This window comes from Arthrobacter sp. 05L44 (genome assembly GCF_056397605.1).
In genome coordinates, this window is the sequence record NZ_JBFTNS010000001.1 from 620,989 (window position 1) to 641,064 (window position 20,076).

23 protein-coding genes and 1 tRNA gene are annotated in these 20,076 nt (G+C 69.1%); 6 read left to right on the plus strand and 18 right to left on the minus strand.

What is annotated here, in order from left to right:
• The first annotated feature begins 81 nt into the window (after positions 1-81).
• Positions 82-1,269: an acyl-CoA dehydrogenase family protein gene (locus AC1DHY_RS02880; protein WP_476903124.1), complete on the plus strand. Its 1,188-nt coding sequence runs from the start codon at positions 82-84 to the stop codon at positions 1,267-1,269.
• Positions 1,270-1,295: 26 nt separating this feature from the next.
• Here AC1DHY_RS02880 and AC1DHY_RS02885 read toward each other — a convergent pair whose 3' ends face one another.
• The 6 genes from AC1DHY_RS02885 to AC1DHY_RS02910 are packed head-to-tail and all read right to left on the minus strand — an operon-like array spanning position 1,296 to position 7,943.
• Entirely contained in the window at positions 1,296-2,105 is an 810-nt protein-coding gene (locus tag AC1DHY_RS02885) for an SDR family oxidoreductase (protein ID WP_476878919.1), read from the minus strand.
• 20 nt (positions 2,106-2,125) lie between these two features.
• A complete protein-coding gene (locus AC1DHY_RS02890; RefSeq protein ID WP_476878918.1) occupies positions 2,126-3,490 on the minus strand; it encodes an MFS transporter in 1,365 nt (454 codons plus the stop codon).
• Positions 3,487-4,002 carry a winged helix-turn-helix transcriptional regulator gene (locus AC1DHY_RS02895; RefSeq protein WP_476878917.1) on the minus strand — a complete coding sequence of 172 codons (516 nt, stop codon included), beginning with the start codon at positions 4,000-4,002 and terminating at the stop codon, positions 3,487-3,489. The genes AC1DHY_RS02890 and AC1DHY_RS02895 overlap by 4 nt, the downstream gene beginning before the upstream one ends.
• A gap of 54 nt (positions 4,003-4,056) precedes the next feature.
• On the minus strand, positions 4,057-5,346 hold the full coding sequence (locus AC1DHY_RS02900) for a glycosyltransferase 87 family protein (protein ID WP_476878916.1): 1,290 nt from the start codon (positions 5,344-5,346) through the stop codon (positions 4,057-4,059).
• 6 nt (positions 5,347-5,352) lie between these two features.
• Complete coding sequence (locus AC1DHY_RS02905) at positions 5,353-6,540, minus strand: cystathionine gamma-synthase (RefSeq protein WP_476878915.1); 1,188 nt, start codon at positions 6,538-6,540, stop codon at positions 5,353-5,355.
• A gap of 17 nt (positions 6,541-6,557) precedes the next feature.
• A complete protein-coding gene (locus AC1DHY_RS02910; protein WP_476903125.1) occupies positions 6,558-7,943 on the minus strand; it encodes a cystathionine beta-synthase in 1,386 nt (461 codons plus the stop codon).
• Positions 7,944-8,074: 131 nt separating this feature from the next.
• On the opposite strand from AC1DHY_RS02910, the gene AC1DHY_RS02915 reads away from it, so the two are divergent.
• The gene (locus AC1DHY_RS02915; RefSeq protein WP_476879533.1) at positions 8,075-9,208 is read left to right on the plus strand and encodes an SLC13 family permease; all 1,134 of its coding nucleotides are present in this window, start codon (positions 8,075-8,077) and stop codon (positions 9,206-9,208) included.
• Between the two features lie 10 nt (positions 9,209-9,218).
• On the opposite strand, the gene AC1DHY_RS02920 is transcribed toward AC1DHY_RS02915, so the two are convergent.
• Entirely contained in the window at positions 9,219-9,656 is a 438-nt protein-coding gene (locus AC1DHY_RS02920; RefSeq protein WP_476879523.1) for a VOC family protein, read from the minus strand.
• A 177-nt stretch (positions 9,657-9,833) separates the two neighbouring features.
• Between AC1DHY_RS02920 and AC1DHY_RS02925 the strand changes: the two genes are divergently transcribed.
• A complete protein-coding gene (locus tag AC1DHY_RS02925; RefSeq protein ID WP_476879524.1) occupies positions 9,834-10,814 on the plus strand; it encodes a DNA-3-methyladenine glycosylase family protein in 981 nt (326 codons plus the stop codon).
• Positions 10,815-10,866: 52 nt separating this feature from the next.
• Here the strand turns inward: AC1DHY_RS02925 and AC1DHY_RS02930 are convergent, their stop codons facing one another.
• Positions 10,867-12,543 (minus strand): AMP-binding protein, encoded by a 1,677-nt coding sequence (locus tag AC1DHY_RS02930; RefSeq protein WP_476879525.1) that lies wholly within the window; start codon positions 12,541-12,543, stop codon positions 10,867-10,869.
• Between the two features lie 112 nt (positions 12,544-12,655).
• Between AC1DHY_RS02930 and AC1DHY_RS02935 the strand changes: the two genes are divergently transcribed.
• Positions 12,656-12,934, plus strand: a complete 279-nt coding sequence (locus AC1DHY_RS02935) for a putative quinol monooxygenase (protein WP_476879526.1) — start codon at positions 12,656-12,658, stop codon at positions 12,932-12,934.
• A 127-nt stretch (positions 12,935-13,061) separates the two neighbouring features.
• Here AC1DHY_RS02935 and trxA read toward each other — a convergent pair whose 3' ends face one another.
• The 8 genes from trxA to AC1DHY_RS02975 all read right to left on the minus strand — a co-directional run bounded on the left by trxA (position 13,062) and on the right by AC1DHY_RS02975 (position 17,824).
• A complete protein-coding gene (gene trxA / locus AC1DHY_RS02940) occupies positions 13,062-13,469 on the minus strand; it encodes a thioredoxin (RefSeq protein ID WP_476879527.1) in 408 nt (135 codons plus the stop codon).
• Positions 13,470-13,536: 67 nt separating this feature from the next.
• Positions 13,537-14,082, minus strand: coding sequence for an acyl-CoA thioesterase (locus AC1DHY_RS02945; protein ID WP_476879528.1), 546 nt, complete (start codon positions 14,080-14,082; stop codon positions 13,537-13,539).
• 54 nt (positions 14,083-14,136) lie between these two features.
• Positions 14,137-14,862, minus strand: a complete 726-nt coding sequence (locus AC1DHY_RS02950) for a Type 1 glutamine amidotransferase-like domain-containing protein (protein WP_476879529.1) — start codon at positions 14,860-14,862, stop codon at positions 14,137-14,139.
• 30 nt (positions 14,863-14,892) lie between these two features.
• Positions 14,893-15,297 (minus strand): VOC family protein, encoded by a 405-nt coding sequence (locus tag AC1DHY_RS02955; RefSeq protein ID WP_476879530.1) that lies wholly within the window; start codon positions 15,295-15,297, stop codon positions 14,893-14,895.
• Between the two features lie 52 nt (positions 15,298-15,349).
• A complete protein-coding gene (locus AC1DHY_RS02960) occupies positions 15,350-15,922 on the minus strand; it encodes a GNAT family N-acetyltransferase (RefSeq protein ID WP_476879531.1) in 573 nt (190 codons plus the stop codon).
• A gap of 52 nt (positions 15,923-15,974) precedes the next feature.
• A complete protein-coding gene (locus AC1DHY_RS02965) occupies positions 15,975-17,138 on the minus strand; it encodes an EAL domain-containing protein (RefSeq protein ID WP_476879532.1) in 1,164 nt (387 codons plus the stop codon).
• A complete protein-coding gene (locus AC1DHY_RS02970; protein WP_476903126.1) occupies positions 17,135-17,311 on the minus strand; it encodes a DUF1059 domain-containing protein in 177 nt (58 codons plus the stop codon). Before AC1DHY_RS02970 ends, AC1DHY_RS02965 begins: the two co-directional genes overlap by 4 nt.
• Before the next feature lie 120 nt (positions 17,312-17,431).
• Positions 17,432-17,824, minus strand: coding sequence for a DUF7793 family protein (locus tag AC1DHY_RS02975; protein ID WP_476880274.1), 393 nt, complete (start codon positions 17,822-17,824; stop codon positions 17,432-17,434).
• A 145-nt stretch (positions 17,825-17,969) separates the two neighbouring features.
• Here AC1DHY_RS02975 and AC1DHY_RS02980 point away from each other — a divergent pair, with 145 nt between their 5' ends.
• Positions 17,970-18,683: an alpha/beta fold hydrolase gene (locus AC1DHY_RS02980; RefSeq protein ID WP_476903127.1), complete on the plus strand. Its 714-nt coding sequence runs from the start codon at positions 17,970-17,972 to the stop codon at positions 18,681-18,683.
• Between the two features lie 134 nt (positions 18,684-18,817).
• On the opposite strand, the gene AC1DHY_RS02985 is transcribed toward AC1DHY_RS02980, so the two are convergent.
• A tRNA-Tyr gene (locus tag AC1DHY_RS02985) sits at positions 18,818-18,899 on the minus strand.
• A gap of 150 nt (positions 18,900-19,049) precedes the next feature.
• On the minus strand, positions 19,050-19,304 hold the full coding sequence (locus AC1DHY_RS02990; RefSeq protein WP_476880276.1) for a hypothetical protein: 255 nt from the start codon (positions 19,302-19,304) through the stop codon (positions 19,050-19,052).
• A 202-nt stretch (positions 19,305-19,506) separates the two neighbouring features.
• Between AC1DHY_RS02990 and AC1DHY_RS02995 the strand changes: the two genes are divergently transcribed.
• Positions 19,507-19,998 (plus strand): YajQ family cyclic di-GMP-binding protein, encoded by a 492-nt coding sequence (locus AC1DHY_RS02995; protein ID WP_476880277.1) that lies wholly within the window; start codon positions 19,507-19,509, stop codon positions 19,996-19,998.
• The last annotated feature ends 78 nt before the right edge of the window (positions 19,999-20,076 follow it).

Sequence of the window (20,076 nt, forward strand, 5' to 3'; positions counted from 1 at the left end):
ACGGGCTGGAGGCCGTTTCCGGGGCGCATGCGGCGCCGTTGCGGCGCGGGAGCCAGCGGCCGCGGAACGTAGGATGCTCCCATGAGCAGTGGTGGAGCAACAGACGTGTCCGATGTCCTGGCAATAGATTCCCTCCTGAGCGCCGCGGAGCTGGACGTGCGCGAAAAGGTCCGCGATTTCACCCGGCAGCGGATCCGGCCCGGCATCGCGCGCTGGTACGAGGACGGGGTCTTCCCGCTCGAGCTGGCTGCGGAACTGGGCGAGCTCGGTGTGCTCGGCATGCAGCTGGAGGGCTACGGCTGCCCGGGCCGCTCCGCCGTCGAATACGGGCTGGCCGCGATGGAGCTCGAGGCCGGCGACTCCGGGATCCGCACCTTCGTCTCGGTGCAGGGGTCCCTCGCCATGACCGCCATCCATCTGTGGGGCTCGGAGGAACAGAAAACCCAGTGGCTCCCCCGGATGGCCGCCGGCGAACTGATCGGCTGCTTCGCCCTCACCGAACCGACGGCCGGCTCAGACCCCGCCGCCATGCAGACCTTCGCCCGCCGGGACGGCACCGGCGAGAACGCCGGCTGGATCCTGGACGGCGCCAAGCGTTGGATCGGACTCGCCTCCGTGGCCGATGTCCTGGTGGTCTGGGCCATGACCGACGACGGCGTGCGCGGCTTCCTCGTACCCGCCGGCACCCCCGGGGTCACGGCCACGCCGATCGGGCAGAAGCTGTCCATGCGTGCCTCGATCCAGTGCGATGTGGCGTTCGACGGCGTCCGGCTGGGGCCCGAGGCGCAGCTTCCTGCCGCGCGCGGGCTGCGCGGGCCGTTCAGTTGCCTCAACGAGGCGCGGTACGGAATCGCCTGGGGCGCGATGGGCGCGGCCCGGGACTCGTATGAGGCGGCGCTCCAGTACGCGCAGGACCGGCTGCAGTTCGGCAAACCGTTGGCCGGCTACCAGCTCACACAGGAAAAACTGGTGAACATGCTGCTGGAAATCCAGAAGGGCATGCTGCTTGCGCTGCAGCTGGGCCGGCTCAAGGACGCCGGGAAACTGCGGCCGGAGCAGATCTCGCTCGGGAAGCTGAACAACGTGCGCGAGGCGATCGCGATTGCCCGCGAAGCCCGCACCGTCCTCGGCGGCAACGGCATCACCCTGGACTACTCGCCGCTCCGGCATGCCGCCAACCTTGAGTCGGTGCGCACCTACGAAGGCACCGACGAGGTCCACACCCTGGTCCTCGGCCAGCACATCACCGGGCTCGCCGCCTTCCGTTGAGCCGGAGTTGGTACGCCGCGGGAAACTCAGGCGGAGAAGCCGCCGTCGGCCTTGACCAGCTGGCCGGACACCCAGCGGCCCTCGGGTGAGAGCAGAAACGCGACGGTCCCGGCCACGTCGGCGGGGGTTCCCAGCCGGCCGCCGGGCTGCCGCCGGGCCAGGTCTTCGCGCGTTTCAGCGTCCATCCACCCGGTGTCCACCGGCCCCGGGTTGAGCACATTGGCGCTGATCCCCCGCGGGCCAAGCTCCCGGCCCGCAGCGATGACAATCCGGTCCAGGGCACCCTTGGACGCGCCATAGGGCAGGTTGAACGCGGTGTGGTCGCTGGTCAGGGCCACGATCGCGCCACCGTCCGCCGGCGCCTGCCGGGCAAAGGCCGCGATCAGCTGCCAGCTGGCGCGGGTGTTGACGGCGAAATGCCGCTCAAAGCTCTCCAGGCTCGTGTCCAGGATGCCCGAGTCCACGGACTCCGCGTGGCTGAGCACAAGGCCCTGCAGGACGCCGGCTTCGTCCGCGGCGGCGGCCATCAGCCGGTCCACGGCTTCCGGATCCTCGAAGTCGGCGGGTACGGCCACTACCGCCGCCCCGATGGCCTGCAGCTCGGCCGTGAGGCGTTCGACATCGTCCGGGCGGATCCCCCAGGGCATCCGTGCGTCGTACTCCTGCCAATACGTCAGCACCAGGTCCCAGCCGTCGGCGGCGAGCCCCCGCGCGATGCCGGCACCGATGCCGGCGAGCCGTCCGACGCCGGTCACCAGCGCCGTCTTGCGCTGCCCGGGCTGGGTGGCGGCACCGGGTGTGTCCGGGTTCTCGGGCAGGGGCTCAGCGGAAACCATGGCCCCAGCCTAGCGTCGGCCTAGGCCGGGACCGGAACCGCGGCCTTCTTTCCGGCGTCCTTGCGGATGGTTGCGCTGATGACGGCGGCGATGGTGCACATGGCCGCGGCGGCGAACCATGCGTAGGTGTACTGTCCTGTCGCGTCGCGGACGGCACCGGCGGCCAGCGCCGCCGCGGCCGCGCCGAGCTGGTGCGCGGCGAAGACCCAGCCGAACACCACGCTGCCGTCCGCGCCGAACACCTGCCGGCAGATGGCGGCCGTCGGCGGCACGGTGGCCACCCAGTCCAGGCCGTAGATGACCACAAAGACGATCATGCTGGGCTGCACCTCGGCGCTGAGCAGGAGCGGCAGCACCAGCAGCCCGATCCCGCGGAACTGGTAGTAGACGGCGAGCAGGATCCGCGGATTGAAGCGGTCGGTCAGCCAGCCCGAGGCGATGGTGCCGATGATGTCGAAGATTCCGACGACGGCGAGCAGGCCGGCGGCCGTGGTTTCGGGCATCCCGTGGTCGTGCGCCGAGGGGATGAAGTGGGTGCCGATCAGGCCGTTTGTGGTGGCGCCGCAGATGGCGAAGCCTGCCACCAGCGCCCAGAAGGTCCGCACCTTGCTGGCGCGCTTGAGGACCTGCAGCGCACGGACGGCGGCGTTCCGGCTGGGCTCCCCGGAAGCCGTGGCGGCTGTCTCGGCGGCGGCGCCGGTGTCTGTCCCGGTGTCGGCTGTCCCGCCGGCGGCGTCATCGGCAACCGGTGCAGCGCCGTAGGGCTGCGCGCCGACGTCGGCCGGTGAGTTTTTCAGGAACTTCAGCACCAGCGGCACCACGGCCAGGGCGCCTGCGGCGATCAGCAGGGAGGCCTGCCGCCAGCCCGGGCTCTGGGCGAGGGCAGCGATAAAGGGGAGGAAGACCAGCTGTCCCGCGGCGCTACCCGCGGTGAGGATGCCGATGACCAGGCCGCGGCTTTTGACGAACCAGGTGTTGGCGATGGTGGCGGCGAAGACCAGGGCCATGGACCCTGTGCCGAGCCCGATCAGCAGCCCCCAGGTCAGCAGGATCTGCCAGGACTGGTTGACCAGCACGGTCAAGGCACTCCCTGCCCCGATCAGCACCAGCGCCACGGCAGTGACCGCGCGGATGCCGAAGCGCTCCATCAAGGCTGCGGCGAACGGGGCCGTCAGTCCGAACAGCACCAGATTGATGCTGACAGCAGCAGAGAGGACAGTGGTGGACCAGCCGAACTCGGTCTGCAGCGGCACCATCAGCACGCCCGGGGCGGCCCGGAACCCCGCGGCGCCCACCAGCGCCAGGAAGGCGACGGCGGCGACCATCCAGGCCGGATGCAGGCGGCGCCGGGCCGGATGTCGGGGGGTGGTCTGCTGTGCGCTCATGCCGCGGATCCGTCCGTGCCGGCCGCCGGTGCGGTGGCGAGGGGTACCGGCGCGGCGGTCCGGGTGAGGCTGTGCCAGCTGGTGTTGTCTGCGGTGAGCCGTTCGCCGCAGGCCGTGCAGGTGTCGGCAGAGGTGGTGCGCTGGCCGCAGCCGCGGTGCACCACGTACATGTGGGCCTGGTCCGACGGCGCGGGCAGGTGCTTCTCGGCCCAGATCACGACGGCGTTCAGCACCGGGAGGGCGTCCTCACCCTTGGCGGTCAGCACGTACTCTTGGCGTTGCCGGCCGCCGTCGTCGTAGGGGCTGCGGGTGAGCAGGCCGGCGTCGACCAGTGCTGCAAGCCGCCGGGTGAGGACCGAGTCAGCCGCCCCGAGCCGTGCCTTGATGGCCTCGAAGCGGCCGTTGCCGAAGAAGATTTCGCGCAGGACCAGCATGCCCCACGGGTCGCCGAGGATGTCGAGGCCCCGGGCCATGCTGCAGGTGCGCCCGGACCAGTCGGATCGAAGTGCCATGCCGAGAACCGTAGCTGACTTTCTTCAAGAAAGCTATACCTCGCGCCGAGTTGGCTAGGCCGCCGGGAGCCCGTCCGCCCGCAGCGCGGCGCGGGACGGCCGGTAGGCCAGGGCCCAGTAGGCCAGCATCGCCGTCCCGCACACCACGCCCAGGCTGGCGAGCGTGAGCTGCCACTGGGTGACCGGGTCCTTGCCCCACTCGTGCGCCCCGGCCAGCACGGCCAGGTACTTCGGCGTGAGGTAGAACGCGACGGCGGACGCGGCCACGATGATCCAGCCGGCCAGCCGCATCCGGCCGTTGCGGGAGGGAACCCGGTGGATCGCGAAGCCCATGCACGGCAGCGCCACGGCCATCCAGACCCAGTGGTGCGACCAGGACACGGGGCTGATCAGGAGCATCAGCAGGGCGGTGGCGGACACCGCAACGAAGTTTTCGTCCGCGTCGACAGCCCACTTGATCACCAGCGCGGCCACGGCGGCCAGCGCCAGGGCCAGCACCAGCCAGATCATCGAGGTCAGGGTCGAATCCGGCAGTCCCAGGTGCAGCAGCAGGCCCTTGACCGAGAGGTTGTCCACGTACCCGGGACCGCCGATCCGTCCGGTATCCGGCAGGATCTTGGTCCAGAACGTCACCGAGGCCGCGGGCAGGAGGGCCCACGCGAGGCCGATGGAGCCGAAGAAGCCGGCGGCCATCCAGCCGAGGGCCTTGAAGTCGCGCCGCACCAGGAAGTAGAGGCCGAATGCGAGCGGCGTCAGCTTGATGCCGGCCGCGATGCCGATCAGCAGGCCCGCCGGCCAGCGGACTTCCCCGGCCCGGGATTTTCCGTACAGCGCGAAGTCGGCCAGGATCAGGCCCATCAGGATGATGTTGATCTGGCCGAAGTCGAACGTGTCCCGCCACGGCCCCAGCAGCAGGATCGCGGCGGTGCCGGCCAGGGCGACGGCCCGGAAGCGCCAGTCCGCGACCGCGGTCCGCCAGCCTCCCAGCCCGAAGTAGTGCCGGGTGAGCCAGGCGGACACGACACCGGCGCCGAGCAGCGCTGTCGAAATGAAGATCAGGCTGCCGGTGCCCTGGCCCAGGGCGGCCATGGCGGCGAAGATCAGCGCCGCGAACGGCGGGTACGTGAACGGGAGCCCGTCCCGGGGGGCGTAGAGCTCGTTGACGCCCGCCTCGCCGGTCTGCAGCACACGGTTCCCGCCGTAGAAGTAGACCTCGAAGTCGTTCATCAGCGGGATATACGCCGAGTACAGCACCACCAGGGCGGCGACGACGGCGGCCGCTCCGGCCGCCGTCGCAATCCAGCCGCGGGTGGTGGAGCCGGCTGCCCTGGACGTGACGGTCACCGGAGGCTAGCTGCCCGTCTGAATGCGCGCGAACGCCTGCTCGAGGTCCGCGATCAGGTCCTCGACGTCCTCGATGCCGCAGGAGAGCCGGATCAGGTTCTCCGGGACGGCAAGTTCGGTGCCCTTGACCGAGGCGTGCGTCATCTCGGAGGGGTAGTTCATCAGGGACTCGATGCCGCCGAGGGATTCGGCCAGGGTGAACACGGACGTGGACTCGGCCACGGTGCGTGCCGCTGCTTCGCCGCCCTTGAACTGCACGGAGATCATGCCGCCGAACTTCTTCATCTGCTTCTTGGCCAGCTCGTGGCCCGGGTGGGAGGGCAGGCCCGGGTACAGGACGGCCTCCACTTCGGGGCGCTCCAGCAGCCACTCGGCCACGGCCTGCGCGTTGTCGCTGTGCCGGTCCATACGCACACCGAGGGTCTTGAGCCCGCGGGTGGTGAGGAAAGCGTCCATCGGGCCGGAGACGGCACCGACGGCGAACTGCACGAAGCCGATCTTCTCGGCCAGCTCCGCGTCATTGACGATGATCGCGCCGCCGACGACGTCGGAGTGCCCGCCGATGTACTTGGTGGTGGAGTGCACCACGATATCGGCGCCGAGGGCCAGCGGGTTCTGCAGGTACGGCGAGGCGAAGGTGTTGTCCACCACGAGGAGGGCACCGGCGTCGTGCGCCACCTTGGCGAGCGCCTCGATGTCGGTGATTTTCATCATCGGGTTCGACGGCGTCTCGACCCACACGAGGCGGGTCTTGTTGGCGGCGACGGCCTTGGCGACGGCGTCGAGGTCGGACATGTCCACCGGGGTGTTGCCGATCCCCCACTCGCCCAGGACCCTGCTGATCAGCCGGTACGTGCCGCCGTAGGCGTCGTTCCCAAGCACAATGTGGTCGCCGGGACGGGTGAGGGCGCGGATCATCGAATCCTCCGCGGCCAGGCCCGAGCCGAAGGAGAACGCGGCGGTGCCGCCTTCCAGCGCGGCGAGCTGCTCTTGCAGCGCGTCACGGGTGGGGTTGGTGCCGCGGCCGTATTCGTAGCCGGCGCGGAGGCCGCCGATTCCGTCCTGGGCGTAGGTGGAGGAGAAGTGCACCGGGGGCACCACGGCGCCGGTGCGCGGTTCGAAGGCCTGGCCGGCGTGCACGGCGCGGGTGTTGAAGCCGGCGCTGGTCGTGGAAGAGCTTTCTGGCTGGGACATGGGACTCCTTGAACTTGTCAGTTGCTGAGGTAGGCGAGGAGGTCGTGGCGGGTCAGGATCCCCACCGGGGCGCCGACGAACGTCACCATAAGGGTGTCGGTGTCGGAGAGGAGCTCGCGGGCTGCGGAGATCGATTCGAGCGAACCGATGACCGGCAGGCGGGCCTCCATGTGCTCGGAGATCTTGTCGGTGAGGTTCGCCTCGCCGCGGAAGAGCTTGGCGGTCAGGGTGCGTTCGTCCACGGCACCGAGAACCTCGCCCATCACCACGGGCGGCTCCTGCGAAAGCACCGGGATGTGCGAGACGCCGTATTCGTTCATGATGTTGATGACGTCGCGGACGCTCTCGTTGGGGTGGATGTGCACCAGGTCCGGCAGCTCGCCGGTCTTGGCCTTGAGCACCTCGCCCACCGATGCCTCGTCGCCGCCGGACAGGAAGCCGTAGCTGCGCATCCACTGGTCGTTGAAGATCTTGGCCAGGTAGCCGCGGCCGGAATCGGGCAGGATAACGACGACGACGGCGTCCGCCGGCAGGTCCTTGGCGGCCTGCAGCGCGGCGACGACGGCCATGCCGGAGGACCCGCCGACCAGCAGGCCCTCTTCGCGGGCCAGGCGGCGGGTCATGGCGAACGAATCGGCGTCGCTGACGGCGATGACGTCGTCCGGCACCGCCTTGTCGTAGTTGGCCGGCCACATGTCCTCGCCGACGCCCTCAACGAAGTAGGGCCTTCCGGTGCCGCCGGAGTAGACCGAGCCGGACGGGTCGGCGCCGATGATCCTGACCACGCCGCCGTCGGCAGCGGAACGGTCCGCGGAGACTTCCTTGAGGTACCGGCCGGTGCCGGTGATGGTGCCGCCGGTGCCGGCGCCGATCACGCAGTGCGTGATTTTGCCGTCGGTGTCCTGCCAGATTTCCGGGCCGGTGGACTCGTAGTGGCTGGCGGGAGCGGCGGGGTTGGAGAACTGGTCCGGCTTGTAGGCGCCGGGGATCTCGGTGACCAGGCGGTCCGAGACACCGTAGTAGCTCTGCGGGCTGTCGGGGGCGACGGCGGTGGGTGTGACCACAACTTCGGCGCCGTAGGCCTGAAGTACGGCGCGCTTGTCCTCGCCGACCTTGTCCGGGACCACGAAGATGCAGCGGTAGCCCTTCTGCTGCGCGACGAGTGCCAGGCCCACCCCGGTGTTGCCGGACGTGGGCTCCACGATGGTCCCGCCGGGCTGGAGCTTTCCGCTGCGCTCGGCCTCTTCGATCATCTTGGCGGCGATGCGGTCCTTGATGGAGCCGCCCGGGTTCAGGTATTCGAGCTTGACCAGGACCGTGGCGGCGATGCCTTCGGTGACGTGGTTGAGTTTGACGAGCGGCGTGTTGCCGATGAGGTCCAGGATGGACTGCGCGTACTTCATAGGTACAAAGTTACCGTCTTTGCACCGGGGACCACGTCGCGGTGCCGCCGCCGCCCGGCAGGTGCGACGATTAGCCGGTGAAGAAACGGTCCTGGTGGAAGACGCTGCGGAGCTACCTGGTTCCCGGCGGCATGCTCGTCGTCGGCGCCCTGGCACTGGCCACCGGCCTGCTGCCTTGGCCCGCGTTCGAGGAGCTCACCGGCCGCACCGTCCCCGTGCTGGGATTTGTGGTGGCGATGTCCCTGGTCACCGAACTGGTGGACGACGCCGGGTTGTTCCGGACCGTCACGGACCGGCTGGCCGCACTGGGCCGCGGCCGGGTGCTCCTCCTGTGGTTCCTGGTGATCGCGCTGGCGACAGTGTCCACTGTGTTCCTGTCGCTGGACACGACGGCGGTGCTGGTGACGCCCGTCGTCGTCCTGCTGGCCGTCCACGCCCGGATTCCCCCGCTTCCGTTCGCCCTGACCACCATCTGGCTCGCCAACACGGCCTCGCTGCTGCTGCCGGTGTCCAACCTGACCAACCTGCTGGCCCAGTCGCGGCTGGGCCTGAGTCCGGCGGCGTTCGCCTCGCTGGTGTGGGCGCCCGCGCTCGTCGGGATCCTGTTGCCCCTGGTCCTGCTCTGGCTGGCGTTCCGCAAGGACCTGCGCGGCCGGTACGAGCCGCAGCCGGCCCACCGGGTGCGGGACAAGGTGCTGCTGTACTCCTCGGCCGGGGTGCTGCTCCTGCTCCTGCCGGCCCTGGTGTCGGGGATTCCGGTCCAGTACCCCGCCGGAGCCGCGGCCGCGGCACTCCTGGCGCTGTTTCTGTGGCGCCGCCGGTCGAGCCTGCGCTGGTCCATGATTCCGTGGCGGCCGCTGATGCTGACCGTCGGGCTGTTTATGGTGGTGGAGGCCCTGCACGCCAATGGCCTGGCCAGGGTCCTTGCCGGAGTCGCGGGTTCCGGGGACAGCCTCCCGGCCCTACTGCAGCTGGCCGGGCTCGGGGCCGGCGCGGCGAACGCGGTCAACAACCTCCCCGCCTACCTCGCGCTGGAACCGGTGGGCGGTTCGCCGGTGCGGCTCGCGGCCCTGCTGATCGGAGTCAACGTGGGCCCCCTCGTGAGCCCGTGGGCGTCACTGGCGACCCTGCTCTGGCATGAACGGCTGCGCGCCCTCAACGTCGAGATCCGCTGGGGCGGCTTCGCCTTGGCCGGCCTGGCCGCCGTCGTCCTGACCGTCCCGGCGGCGGTGGTGGTCCTATGGCTGGCCAGCGGCATGCACTAGGCAGCGGCGCTCAGGCGCCGATGTCGTTGCCGGCACTCCCCGCGGGCGCGTCTCCGGGGGCCTCCCCCGCGTCGGGGGCGTTCTGCCACAGCCCCACCACGTTGCCTTCGGTGTCCTTGAAGTACGCGTTCCAGCCCATGCCGGGGACCTCCACCTTCTCCCGGTGAACTGAACCGCCGAGGGCCACGATCTGCCGCAGGGCGTCGTCAATGTCCTCGACGTCCACGGTAACCACCGGCGTGGTCAGGTCCGAGCGGCGGAACAGGCCGCCGTTGATCGATCCGGCCACGGCGGGCCGGCCGTCGTCGCCCATCGGGGTGGTCATCGCCAGGCTGTAGTCCATCTCCGGCATAACCTGGAAACCCCAGCCGAACACCGAGGTGTAGAACTCCCGGGCGCGGTTCTCGTCGTCCGCGGGAAGCTCGAAGTGCACCACTCCACCAGCCATCACACTCTCCTGACCGCTATCGGCTCCGCACCCGGGGCGGGCACGGACATCCATGCATCAGCCGGATTCTAGTCCCGCCCGGCGCCCCCGGATAAGGGCCGCCCGGCACGGGGCCGCACGCAGCCGCGGCCCTTGGCGGATGCTCCGGCCGTCGGCCCGTCGTGGGATCATGGTCCGGTGACTTCAGCAGAACTTCCCGCCTGCGCCCCTGCCGCGGCGGACGCTTCTCTGCGCTGGCATCCGGGCGGCCCGTTCGACCTGATGCAGACCCTCGGACCCCTGCGCCGGGGCCACGGCGATCCGTCCATCCGGGTCGCTCCGGACGGCTTCTGGATGGCGTTTACGACGCCGGCAGGCCCGGCGACCCTCCGCCTGGCGTCCGGCGGCCCTGCGGCTGCGTCCTGGGTTGAGGCCCGCGCCTGGGGGCCGGGGGCGGCGGAGGCGACCGGCGCCGTTCCGCGGCTGCTGGGGCGCGACGACGACTGGAGCGCCTTCGACGAACCCGGCTTCCACGCCACACTCCCCCGCATGGTGGTGGAGGCCCGGCGCCGGAACCTCGCCCTCAGGCTGCCCTCCACGGGCCGGATGGTCGATGCCCTGGTGCCCACCATCATGGAGCAAAAAGTCACGGTGATCGAGGCCCGCCGCGGTTACCGCTACCTGGTGTACCGCTTCGGAACCCCGGCCCCCGGTGCGGGTACCGTAGCCCCGGTCGGCTTGCTGCTCCAGCCCACGCCCGCGCAGTGGTTGCGGATTCCGTCGTGGGAGTGGCACAAGGCCGGGGTTGGCCCGCAGCGGTCGGCCACCATCATGCGGGCCCTGCGGTCCGCGGCCGCCCTAGAGCGGCTGGCAGAGCTCCCCGCCGCGGAAGCAGGCGCCAAGCTGCAGACCATTCCCGGCGTCGGCGTCTGGACGGCCGCCGAGGTGGTGCAGCGCACGCACGGGTGCCCGGACTCCATCGCGGTGGGCGACTACCATCTGGCGGCCTACGTCGGCGCGGCACTGACCGGGCGCCGGACCGACGACGCGGGGATGCTGCGGCTCCTGGCTCCCTGGGCCGGGCACCGCCAGCGCGTGGTGCGGATGATCGGCCTCAGCGGATTCCGCAAACCCGTCTTCGGTCCGCGGATGACCATCCAGGACCACCGCGCGCACTAGACCGGGCGCTTCGGGCCCGGAGCCCGCCCTGCCTGCTCCAGCCCGCGGCCGGCTACAGATGCAGCCGGGCCACGGCCTCCTGCCGCATATCCACCTTGCGGATCTTCCCGGAGACGGTCATCGGGAAACTGTCCCGGACGTCGACGTAGCGCGGGATTTTGTAGTGTGCGAGCTTGCCGCGGCAGAATTCCGCGAGGGCCGCGGCATCCAGCGGCGCAGCCCCGGGCTTGAGGATGATGCAGGCCATCAGTTCCTCGCCGAAGGTGGCGTCCGGGACGCCGATCACCTGGACGTCCTGGACATCGGGGTGGCTGTAGAGGAACTCCTCGATCTCGCGCGGGTAGATGTTCTCGCCGCCGCGGATCACCATGTCCTTGATCCGGCCCTCGATGACCAGGTAGCCGTCCTGGTCCATCCGGGCGAGGTCCCCGGTGTGCATCCAGCCCTCGGCGTCGATGGCCTCGGCGGTCTTGTCCGGCTGGTTCCAGTAGCCCTGCATCACGGAGTATCCGCGGGTGCACAGCTCGCCGATGTCCCCGCGCTGGGACGTCTCCCCGGTGGCCGGGTCCACGATCCTGCTCTCCAGGTGCGGCATGGTCCGGCCTACGGTTTCGGTGCGCTGGGCCATGGTGTCGCCGTCGCGCGTCATGGTGGACACGGGCGAGGTCTCCGTCATGCCGTAGCAAATGGCGACGTCGCGCATGTTCATCTCCGAGATCACCCGGTTCATCACCTCGATGGGGCACAGCGAGCCCGCCATGACCCCGGTGCGCAGCGTGGAGAGGTCGTAGCTGCTGAAATCCGGGAGGGCGAGCTCGGCGATGAACATGGTGGGCACGCCGTACAGCGACGTTCCGCCGAAGTCCTGCACGGATTCCAGGGCGGCGGCCGGCGTGAATCCGCGGCCCGGGATGATGGTGGCCGCACCGTGGCTGAAGGCTGCAAGGTTGCCGATCACCATCCCGAAGCAGTGGTAGAAGGGCACCGGCAGCACCACGCGGTCGTGCTCGGTATACGCCAGCAGTTCACCGATGGAGTAGCCGTTGTTGAGCAGATTGTGGTGCGTGAGCGTGGCGCCCTTGGGGAAGCCGGTGGTGCCGGAGGTGTACTGCAGATTGATGGGGTCGTGCGGGGTGAGCTCGGCCATCCGCGCTTTCAGTCCGGAGTGCGCGACGTCGTCCGCCCGCCGCAGCAGTTCGGCGAACGTTTGTTCCGCGCTGCTCTCCGGGTCCCCGGCGGTGAGGCCCGGCAGCCCGCCGTCGGGCAGGAACACCAGTTCGTGCAGTTCAGGGCACGCGGCCAGGGCCTGCCGGGCCATGGCGGTGTAGTCGCTGTTTTTGTCCGACGGCGCCGCGACCAGCATGCGCATGCCGTTTTGTTTGACCACGAACTCGAGTTCGTGGCTGCGGTAGGCCGGGTTGACGTTGACCAGGATCGCCCCGATCTTCGCCGTGGCGTACTGCAGGATGGTCCATTCGGCGCAGTTCGGGCTCCAGATGCCCACCCGCTCGCCCTTGGCCACGCCGACCGCCAGCAGCGCACGGGCCAGCCGGTCGACGTCGTCGTTCATCTTGGTGTAGCTCCACCGGCGGGCTTCCCCGCCGGGAACCGCGGCGGCCTCGATCAGGGCGTCGTGGAAGGGAAACCGGGCGACGATCCGCTCGAAGTTCTCGCCAATGGTCTCATCGAGCAGCGGGACGTCAGTGTCCCCGGCTGTGTACGCAAGCATGGTGCGACGCTACCAACAGGCGGCCGGCAAGAGAAGGGTGAAGCGTGGAAGTCCTAGGAAATCTTCCCGCCGGTTTCCGATGACAACGCGGCCGTTCGGTAGGGTGAAAAGCATGAGCGCACCCATTGACCTGCTGGCCACTTTCATCCCCAACGAGGGCGAATTCTTCCGCGTGAAGCTCGCCCTGGAAATCGCCATCGACGAGGTGGTCAACGAGCCCGGCTGCCTGCGCTACAAACTCACCGAAGCGACCGAGGACAAGCTGGTCCTCACCGAGCAGTGGGCCTCCCAGGAAGACCTGGACAAGCACTCCAAGGGCACGGCGGTGCAGGACCTCAACGAGTCGCTGAGCGCGCTGCTGGCCGAGCCGGTGAAGCTGGAAAAGCTCTAGGCTCCCGAAACTCCAACAAAAACGCGGGGCCACTCCGCGCCGGCAGTCCCTCTCGGGACGGGCGCGGGGTGGCCCCGCGGTGTTGGGTCGTGGCCCGGGGCGTCGGCCCGGGATCCGAGTCCCGGGACTAGGCGTCCGGGATCTGCGTGCCGTCCTGCGGGGTAGCGGCGGCCTCGGCTTGGGAGCGGGCCACGTGTGCGTGGACTTCCTCCATGTCGAGGGCCTTGACGGCGTCGACAACCTGCTCCAGCTGCTGGGCATTCAGCGCGCCGGGCTGGGAGAACACCAGCACCTTTTCGCGGAAAGCCATCAGCGTGGGGATGGAGGTGATACCGGCCTCGGCTGCGAGCTGCTGCTCCGCCTCGGTGTCCACCTTGGAGAACACCACGTCCGGGTGCTTCTCCGAGACGGCCGAGTACGTGGGGCCAAACTGCTTGCACGGGCCGCACCATTCGGCCCAGAAGTCTACGAGGACAATGTCGTTGTCCTCGACGGTCGATGCGAACTGTTCACCTGTAATGTCTACGGTTGCCATGGTTCAACGGTACGCGAGGCGCCTGCGAAAGTCCCCCGCGTTTCGCTGTTGGCACATCCCTGCCGGACTAGGCCCAGGCGTGCGGGGCAGCGCGGCGGGCGCCCGGCAGCGCGTTGGTTTCCCGCCATTCGTGGATCCAGGCGGGCAGCTCCAGGTCCGCCGGCGGGGCGCCGAATTCGCGGATGATCTCGTCCTGGCTGACCGGCTTTCCCTTGCTGACCAGTCGGGTGGCGATGTGGGCTCGCGCGTAGATCTCGCCGTCCACCACCATGCGCTGTTCGAAATAGATCGCCTTCTCATCCAGCCCGATGATCCTGGTCTCGATCGAGTACTGCTGCCAGAGCTGCAGGGAACGCCTGAATGCGATGGTCTCCCCCGCGGCCACCGGCGTCCAGCCGCGCCGGCGCATCGCCTTCCAGGTGCCGCTGCGCGCCATCAGGTCGAAACGGCCCAGGTCCATCAGGGAAAAATACATGCCGTTATTGACATGCATGGCGATATCGATGTCCGTGGGCAGCACGCGCAGCGGCAGCGAGGACGCGTCCCAGATGCTCAGTGGCGGGCGCCGCGAGGACGTGAGGAGCAGGAGGAGGGTGCGCAGAAGCAGGTGCATGAACAACATGTTACCCGTCAGTAACAACGGGCGGCAAGGGTGATCTTGCCGGACTCAGCCGGCGCTGAGGACGGCTACGGCCGCCTTGTTCCCGGCGCCCCGGATGGACCAGCAGTTCCCGGTGCCGATGACCTCCATGTCCGCCAGGTCCGCGTGCCGGAGCACTAGGGCCGTGTTCTCGTCCACCGCCACTGCCCGGTCCACGAGTCCGCCAGCCACGGCAGCCACCGCCCGGCTCAGGGTTCCGGCCTGCGCGGCATGGACATCGACGGCGAACGGGACCAGCCCCAGCCCGTCGCGCACCTCCAGTTCGTCGAGTCCTTCGGAGCACTCCTCCGAGCAGACCTCGACGCCGCGGAGCCGGTAGCCGCCCACCAGCGCATGCTGCGGCGCGATCATGGCACCGGCCGAGAAGCCCAGATAGGGCACACCGTCCGCGACCGCAGACCGGATGGCCTGAGCCGAACCCTGCAGGCCGGCCAGGTACTCGGTCGTCGGGCCGCCGCCGACGACAATCCCGTCGACGCCGTCGAACATCCCAGGGTCAGCCGGTTCGTGGGAGCGGATGAGGACCGGCGCCACCTCGCAGGCCAGGCGGGAATGCAGCGGCTCCAGGTAGGCGGGCAGGAAGTACTCCGCGCTGCCTTCGCGGTCAAATAGCACGACGGCGACCCGTGCGGTGCGTCCGCCTGCGCGGCGCCGCACGCCGTCGGCGAAGCGGTCGAAAACGACCGGTGTTGTGACGGTATCCGGTCCGCCGCCGGCCAGGATGATGCTCATGGGTATTACCGTACCCGCCGGGCCTTCGCCTCAGTCGGCTGCGATCAGCTCCACTTCGAAGCCGTCGGAGTTGACCAGGTAGGCGGCAAAGTGTTCCGGGCCGCCGGCATGGGGGTACGTCTCCGGGAACAGTTCGGTCCAGCCGCGGGCCGGGGCGTCCGCGGCCACGGCGTCCACCTGCGCCCGGGTCCCGGCCCAGAACGCCAGGTGGTTCAGCCCGGGAGCGGTGCGGTGATGGGCCCGGCCGCTCAGGTCCGGTGACTCCTCAACCACGATGTACGTGGGCCCGCGCCGCCAGCTCCGCCCGTGCGTCCAGTCCTGGTGCTGGTCATAGCCGAGCCGGGCCAGCAGCCAGCCCCACTCCTCCCGCGCACGGCCCAGATGGGGTACCCACAGCTCGACGTGGTGCAGGGCACCGAACGATTCGACAGTCACCGTCAGAGTCTCCCATGCGGCCCGGGTCTGGCCCCGGCGCGGTGACCGTCCCTCAGTCCAGGATGTGCTGGAACAGAACGTGGTCCTGCCAGGCGCCGGCGATCTGCAGGTAGTCGGGGGCGAACCCGATTTCCCGGAACCCGGCCCGCTGCAGCACCTTCTGCGAGGCGGCATTGTGCGGCAGGGTGGCTGCCTGGAGGCGATGCAGCCCCAGTTCGGCACGCGCGGCCGCCACAACGTGGGCGACGGCGGCCGAGGCAATGCCCCGGCCGGACAAATCCCCATCCACCCAGTACCCGAGGTTGGCGCTAAGGAACGGTCCGCGCACGATCCCGCTCAGGGTCATGGTGCCCACGGCACGGTCACCGGCCACCAGGATCCACGGGACCGCTGCGCCGTCGGCGAACTCGTCGAGCTTTGCGCCGATGCTGGCGCGCTGGCCGTCCGTGGTGAAGAACCCGTCCGGACGGACGGGTTCCCAGGGCGCCAGGTGGTCACGGTTGCGCCGGTAGGCGGCGCCCAGCAAGACCGCGTCGGAGACGCGGAGCGGCCGGATGCTGATCCCGCCGGGCAGCTCCGCCGCCAACGGGTCACGCGGGTCACGCGGGTCATCGGGGAAAGGCATACCCTCATCCTCGCACCGCGACCGACGGCGGCCGGCCCGCCTTCAGGTGGGCCTAGCCGGCCGCCGGCTCTTCGGTGCCGGCGAGCGCCACGATCATCCGCTCCATCCGGGCAACGCCGGCGAAGCGGCCGGCGTTGTCGGTCACCAGGAGCATGTCGAACCGTTGGTTCCGCGGCCTGGTCATCGAGCGGGCGAGCGCCTGGCTGAGCGGGGTATCAAGGTTCACCCGCATCCCCGGGCTCACCACCCCCAGGGCGGAAGCACCGGCGTCGAGCACCGCCACGGGCCGCAGATGGTCACCCAGCAGCACCACGGCCTCCAGCGCGGGGTTCCCGGCAAAGGCCTCGGCCGCCTGGGTGACTCCTGCCGCCGTCGTCGCCGGCTCGACGACGTCGCGGATGACTGTTTTGTGGGCCACGGGCCGGGTGCTGGCCAGGCGGTGGGCCAGGTCCAGGTCGATGCCGGCCCACGGCGGCGCGGGCCGGGCGAGGTGGTATCCCTGAACGAGGGGCACACCCAGGGCCACCAGCGCGTCGAGTTCCTCGGCCCGTTCCACACCCTCGGCGAGGATCCACGCATCCACACGGCTCGCAAACGCGCCCAGCATGTCAATCAGGGCCCGCTTGGCCTCATCGCGGTCCACGTCCTGGATCAGGGCGCGGTCGATCTTGATCATGGCCGGCCGCAGGGCCAGCAGGTGGCGCAGTCCCGCGTAACCGGCTCCGGCGTCGTCGACGGCGATCAGCGCGCCGGCCGCCCGCAGCTGGTTCAGGTCCGGTTCGAGTTCCACGTAGGACTCGATCGGGGTCTGCTCCGTGAGCTCGACGATGAGGCCGTCCAGCCTGCCCTCGTCGCGCCAGACGCTGCGGATACATTCCGAGGTCAGGAGCTCCGGTGAGACGTTGACGGTCATAAAGCAGTTCGGCGGCAGCGCGGGCCGGGCCTGGAGTGCCGTCCGGAGGGCCGCCGCTTCCAGCTCGGCGGCCCTGCCGTTCCTGCGGGCGGCCGCGAACCACACTTCGGGGTTCTTCTCCGTGTAGCCCGGGAAACGCGCCAAGGCCTCATAGCCCACCACTGTGCCGCGCGCGGTATCAACAATGGGCTGGTAGGCCGCGGCCAGGCCTTCGCCGCGGCAGGCCGCGGTGAGGTTGGCGTCCCAGTCAGGCCGCCCCTCTGCGCCTGCTCCGGCGGGCCCGCCGCCGGCAGTCGGTATCAACTAACCGGGACGATGGCTTTGTGGACCGATTCCACGAGTTCGGCGGGCAGCTCGGTCAGTCCGTGCACGGCAGCCGCGTGGGCGCCCACCTGGACGAGGATTTCGTCCTCGGTGCTGCAGACCCAGCGGGATTCACAACCCGGTACGACGTCACCACATGCAAAAGACTTCACTTCAGCTCCTCAGGCTCAACTGTTAACGCGCCAACCCTACTCCGCAGTAACGTCAAAGCCGGCCAACCTCGCGGGCCCATATGTTGGGGTGTCGCGGGGAGGGCCGACGGCGGGGCCGGTTCAGGTGGCGAGGGGCAGCGCTTCCTCGCAGAGGGCAGGTTGGGCAAGCCACTCCAGGGCTTCATCACTGGAGGTGAAATAGCGTTGCGGGCAGTCGTTGCCGCGGCGCATCCAGGCGGCGACCACCCGGTCCACGTTGGATTCGCCTACCAGGGCCACGGAAGAGACAAACCGGCTCTCCAGGTAATGGTTGCGGGCACCGGCCGTGAGTTTGACGTCGCTGATGTCGATCATCAGGGGCAGCATTCGGCCCGCGCTGATTTTCATGATCGCGAGGACCGATTCGGCGGCGTCGGCTGTTTCGAGCACTGTCCCGCCGGCCCAGACCAGCTGCAGGATTCCGCTTTCGTCCAGGGTGAGCGTGCCCTTGCCGGATGCCAGAACTATGTCCATGTGTTTCCCTTCCTGCGCCAGAGTAGCGCCTCCGTAGCGAAATAGTGACGTTGACCACTTTTTCCGACACGAAAATGACGTTTCGGCCCTAACCAGGCCTGCGTTGCGCCTCCCGTCCGCCGAGCGGATCGCGTAGGGTGCGGCCATGGACATCATCCTCGTTCCCGGTTTTTGGTTGGACGCATCGTCATGGTCGGAGGTCACGCCGCCGCTGGAGGCTGCAGGGCATCGGGTCCACCCGTTGACCTTGCCCGGACTGGAGGCGGCCGGCGCACCGCGCGGGGGTATCGGCCTGCAAACGCACATCGACGCCGTCGTCACCGCAGCGGACAGCATCGCGGGTCCGGTGGTGCTGGTGGGCCATTCCGGCGGTGGCGCGATCATCCACGGCGCCGTGGACGCGCGGCCGGACCGCGTAGCCCGCGCCATCTACGTGGACAGTGGACCGCTGGGGGACGGCGGAGTGGTGAACGATGAACTGCCGGCCGACGGCGACGACGTTCCGCTGCCGCCGTGGGAGCTCTTCGACGACGAGGACCTGGTGGACCTGGACGAGGAACTGCGCGCCGCCTTCCGCGCCCGGGCCATCCCGGAGCCCAAGGGTGTGGCCTATGACAAGCAACGGCTCCACGATGAGCGCCGCTACAACGTCCCCGCCACCATCATCGCCTGCGAGTTCCCCTCATCCATGCTGCGCGAGTGGATTGCAGCGGGCCATCCGTTCGTGGCCGAACTCTCCCGCATCCGCGACGTCGACTACGTGGACCTGCCCACCGGGCACTGGCCGCAGTTCACCAAGCCCGCGGAACTGGGGGCGGCCATCCTTGCCGCGGTGGAGCGGACTCCGGCCGCCCCGTAGCCGCGGGGGTTGGTCGGCCCCGTGCCCTTCGAGGCGGGCGCCGGGCAGCTGCCTGCCGCCGTCGGACCCCTGGGCCGCCGTCAGGCAAAGAAAAAGCCTCCGGAACCGTGTGGTTCCGGAGGCTTTTCCAAGGGTGGCAGATGAGGGATTCGAACCCCCGTAGGCGTTGCCAGCTGATTTACAGTCAGCCCCCTTTGGCCGCTCGGGTAATCTGCCGAACTTCAAAAGAAGATCACTCGCGGCTTCCGTCATTGGAGCGTCTGTTTCCAGTCCGTTCCGCTTCCAGCAACCGCGGGCAAGACAACTTTACAGAACTTCCGCCGAAGAATCGAATCGGCGCCGCGGGGCCCGTCCCGGCCCGGAATATCAGGCTTCGCCGAGGATGCGGCCGGCCAGTTTGGCCTCGAACTTGGCCGCCTGCTCGGGCGTGATCTGGTTCAGCTGCACGGCCCGGGCCAGGTCGGCCTGCACGCCGTCCATACGGGAAGATGCAGCCGCGGCCGGGCTCAGGATGATGGAGGCCGCCACCGCCGCAGCGGCCACGGTCGTCACCGCCGTCGTCAGGGAACCCGCGGCGGCGGCGGTGGTGCTGGTGACGTACTGGATGGCCTTGCGGTGCATGTGCGTTGCCTTTCGAGCGGCTTCTACGACTCGTACAACTCTGCCGAACGAAGCTTCGTTCCCACTTTGGTTCAGCTATGAGCCGACTGTGAAGAAACGGCCGCCCGTCCGCACACCCGCTTCCGCGCCATCCGTACTAGGCTGGAATGCAGAAAACACCGCCCTTCGGCAGGGTGCCCCACCAACCATCAGGAGGACAGTCATGGCAGGCGAATCCACATTCGACGTCGTCAGCAAGGTCGACAAGCAGGAGGTCGCCAACGCGCTGAACCAGGCGCAGAAGGAACTCGCGCAGCGTTACGACTTCAAGGGCGTCGGCGCCGAGGTCGACTTCAGCGGCGAGAAGATCCTGATGAAGGCCAACTCCGAGGAGCGGGTGCTGGCCGTGCTTGACGTGCTGCAGTCCAAGCTCATCCGCCGCGGCATCTCGCTGAAGTCCCTCGACACCGGCGAGCCCTTCCCCTCCGGCAAGGAGTTCCGCCTCGAGGCCACCATCAAGGAAGGCATCGCGCAGGACCTGGCGAAGAAGATCAACAAGCTGATCCGCGACGAGGGCCCGAAGTCGGTCAAGTCCCAGATCCAGGGCGACGAGCTGCGGGTGACGTCCAAGTCCCGCGACGACCTCCAGGAGACCATGGCGCTCCTGAAGAACTTTGACGAGGCCGACCTGCAGTTCGTGAACTTCCGCAGCTAGGGTCCGTACCTCTCGACGCGCAAAAAGACTGGCGCTACCGGTATTCCGGTAGCGCCAGCCTTTTTCTGCGTCGCGGGA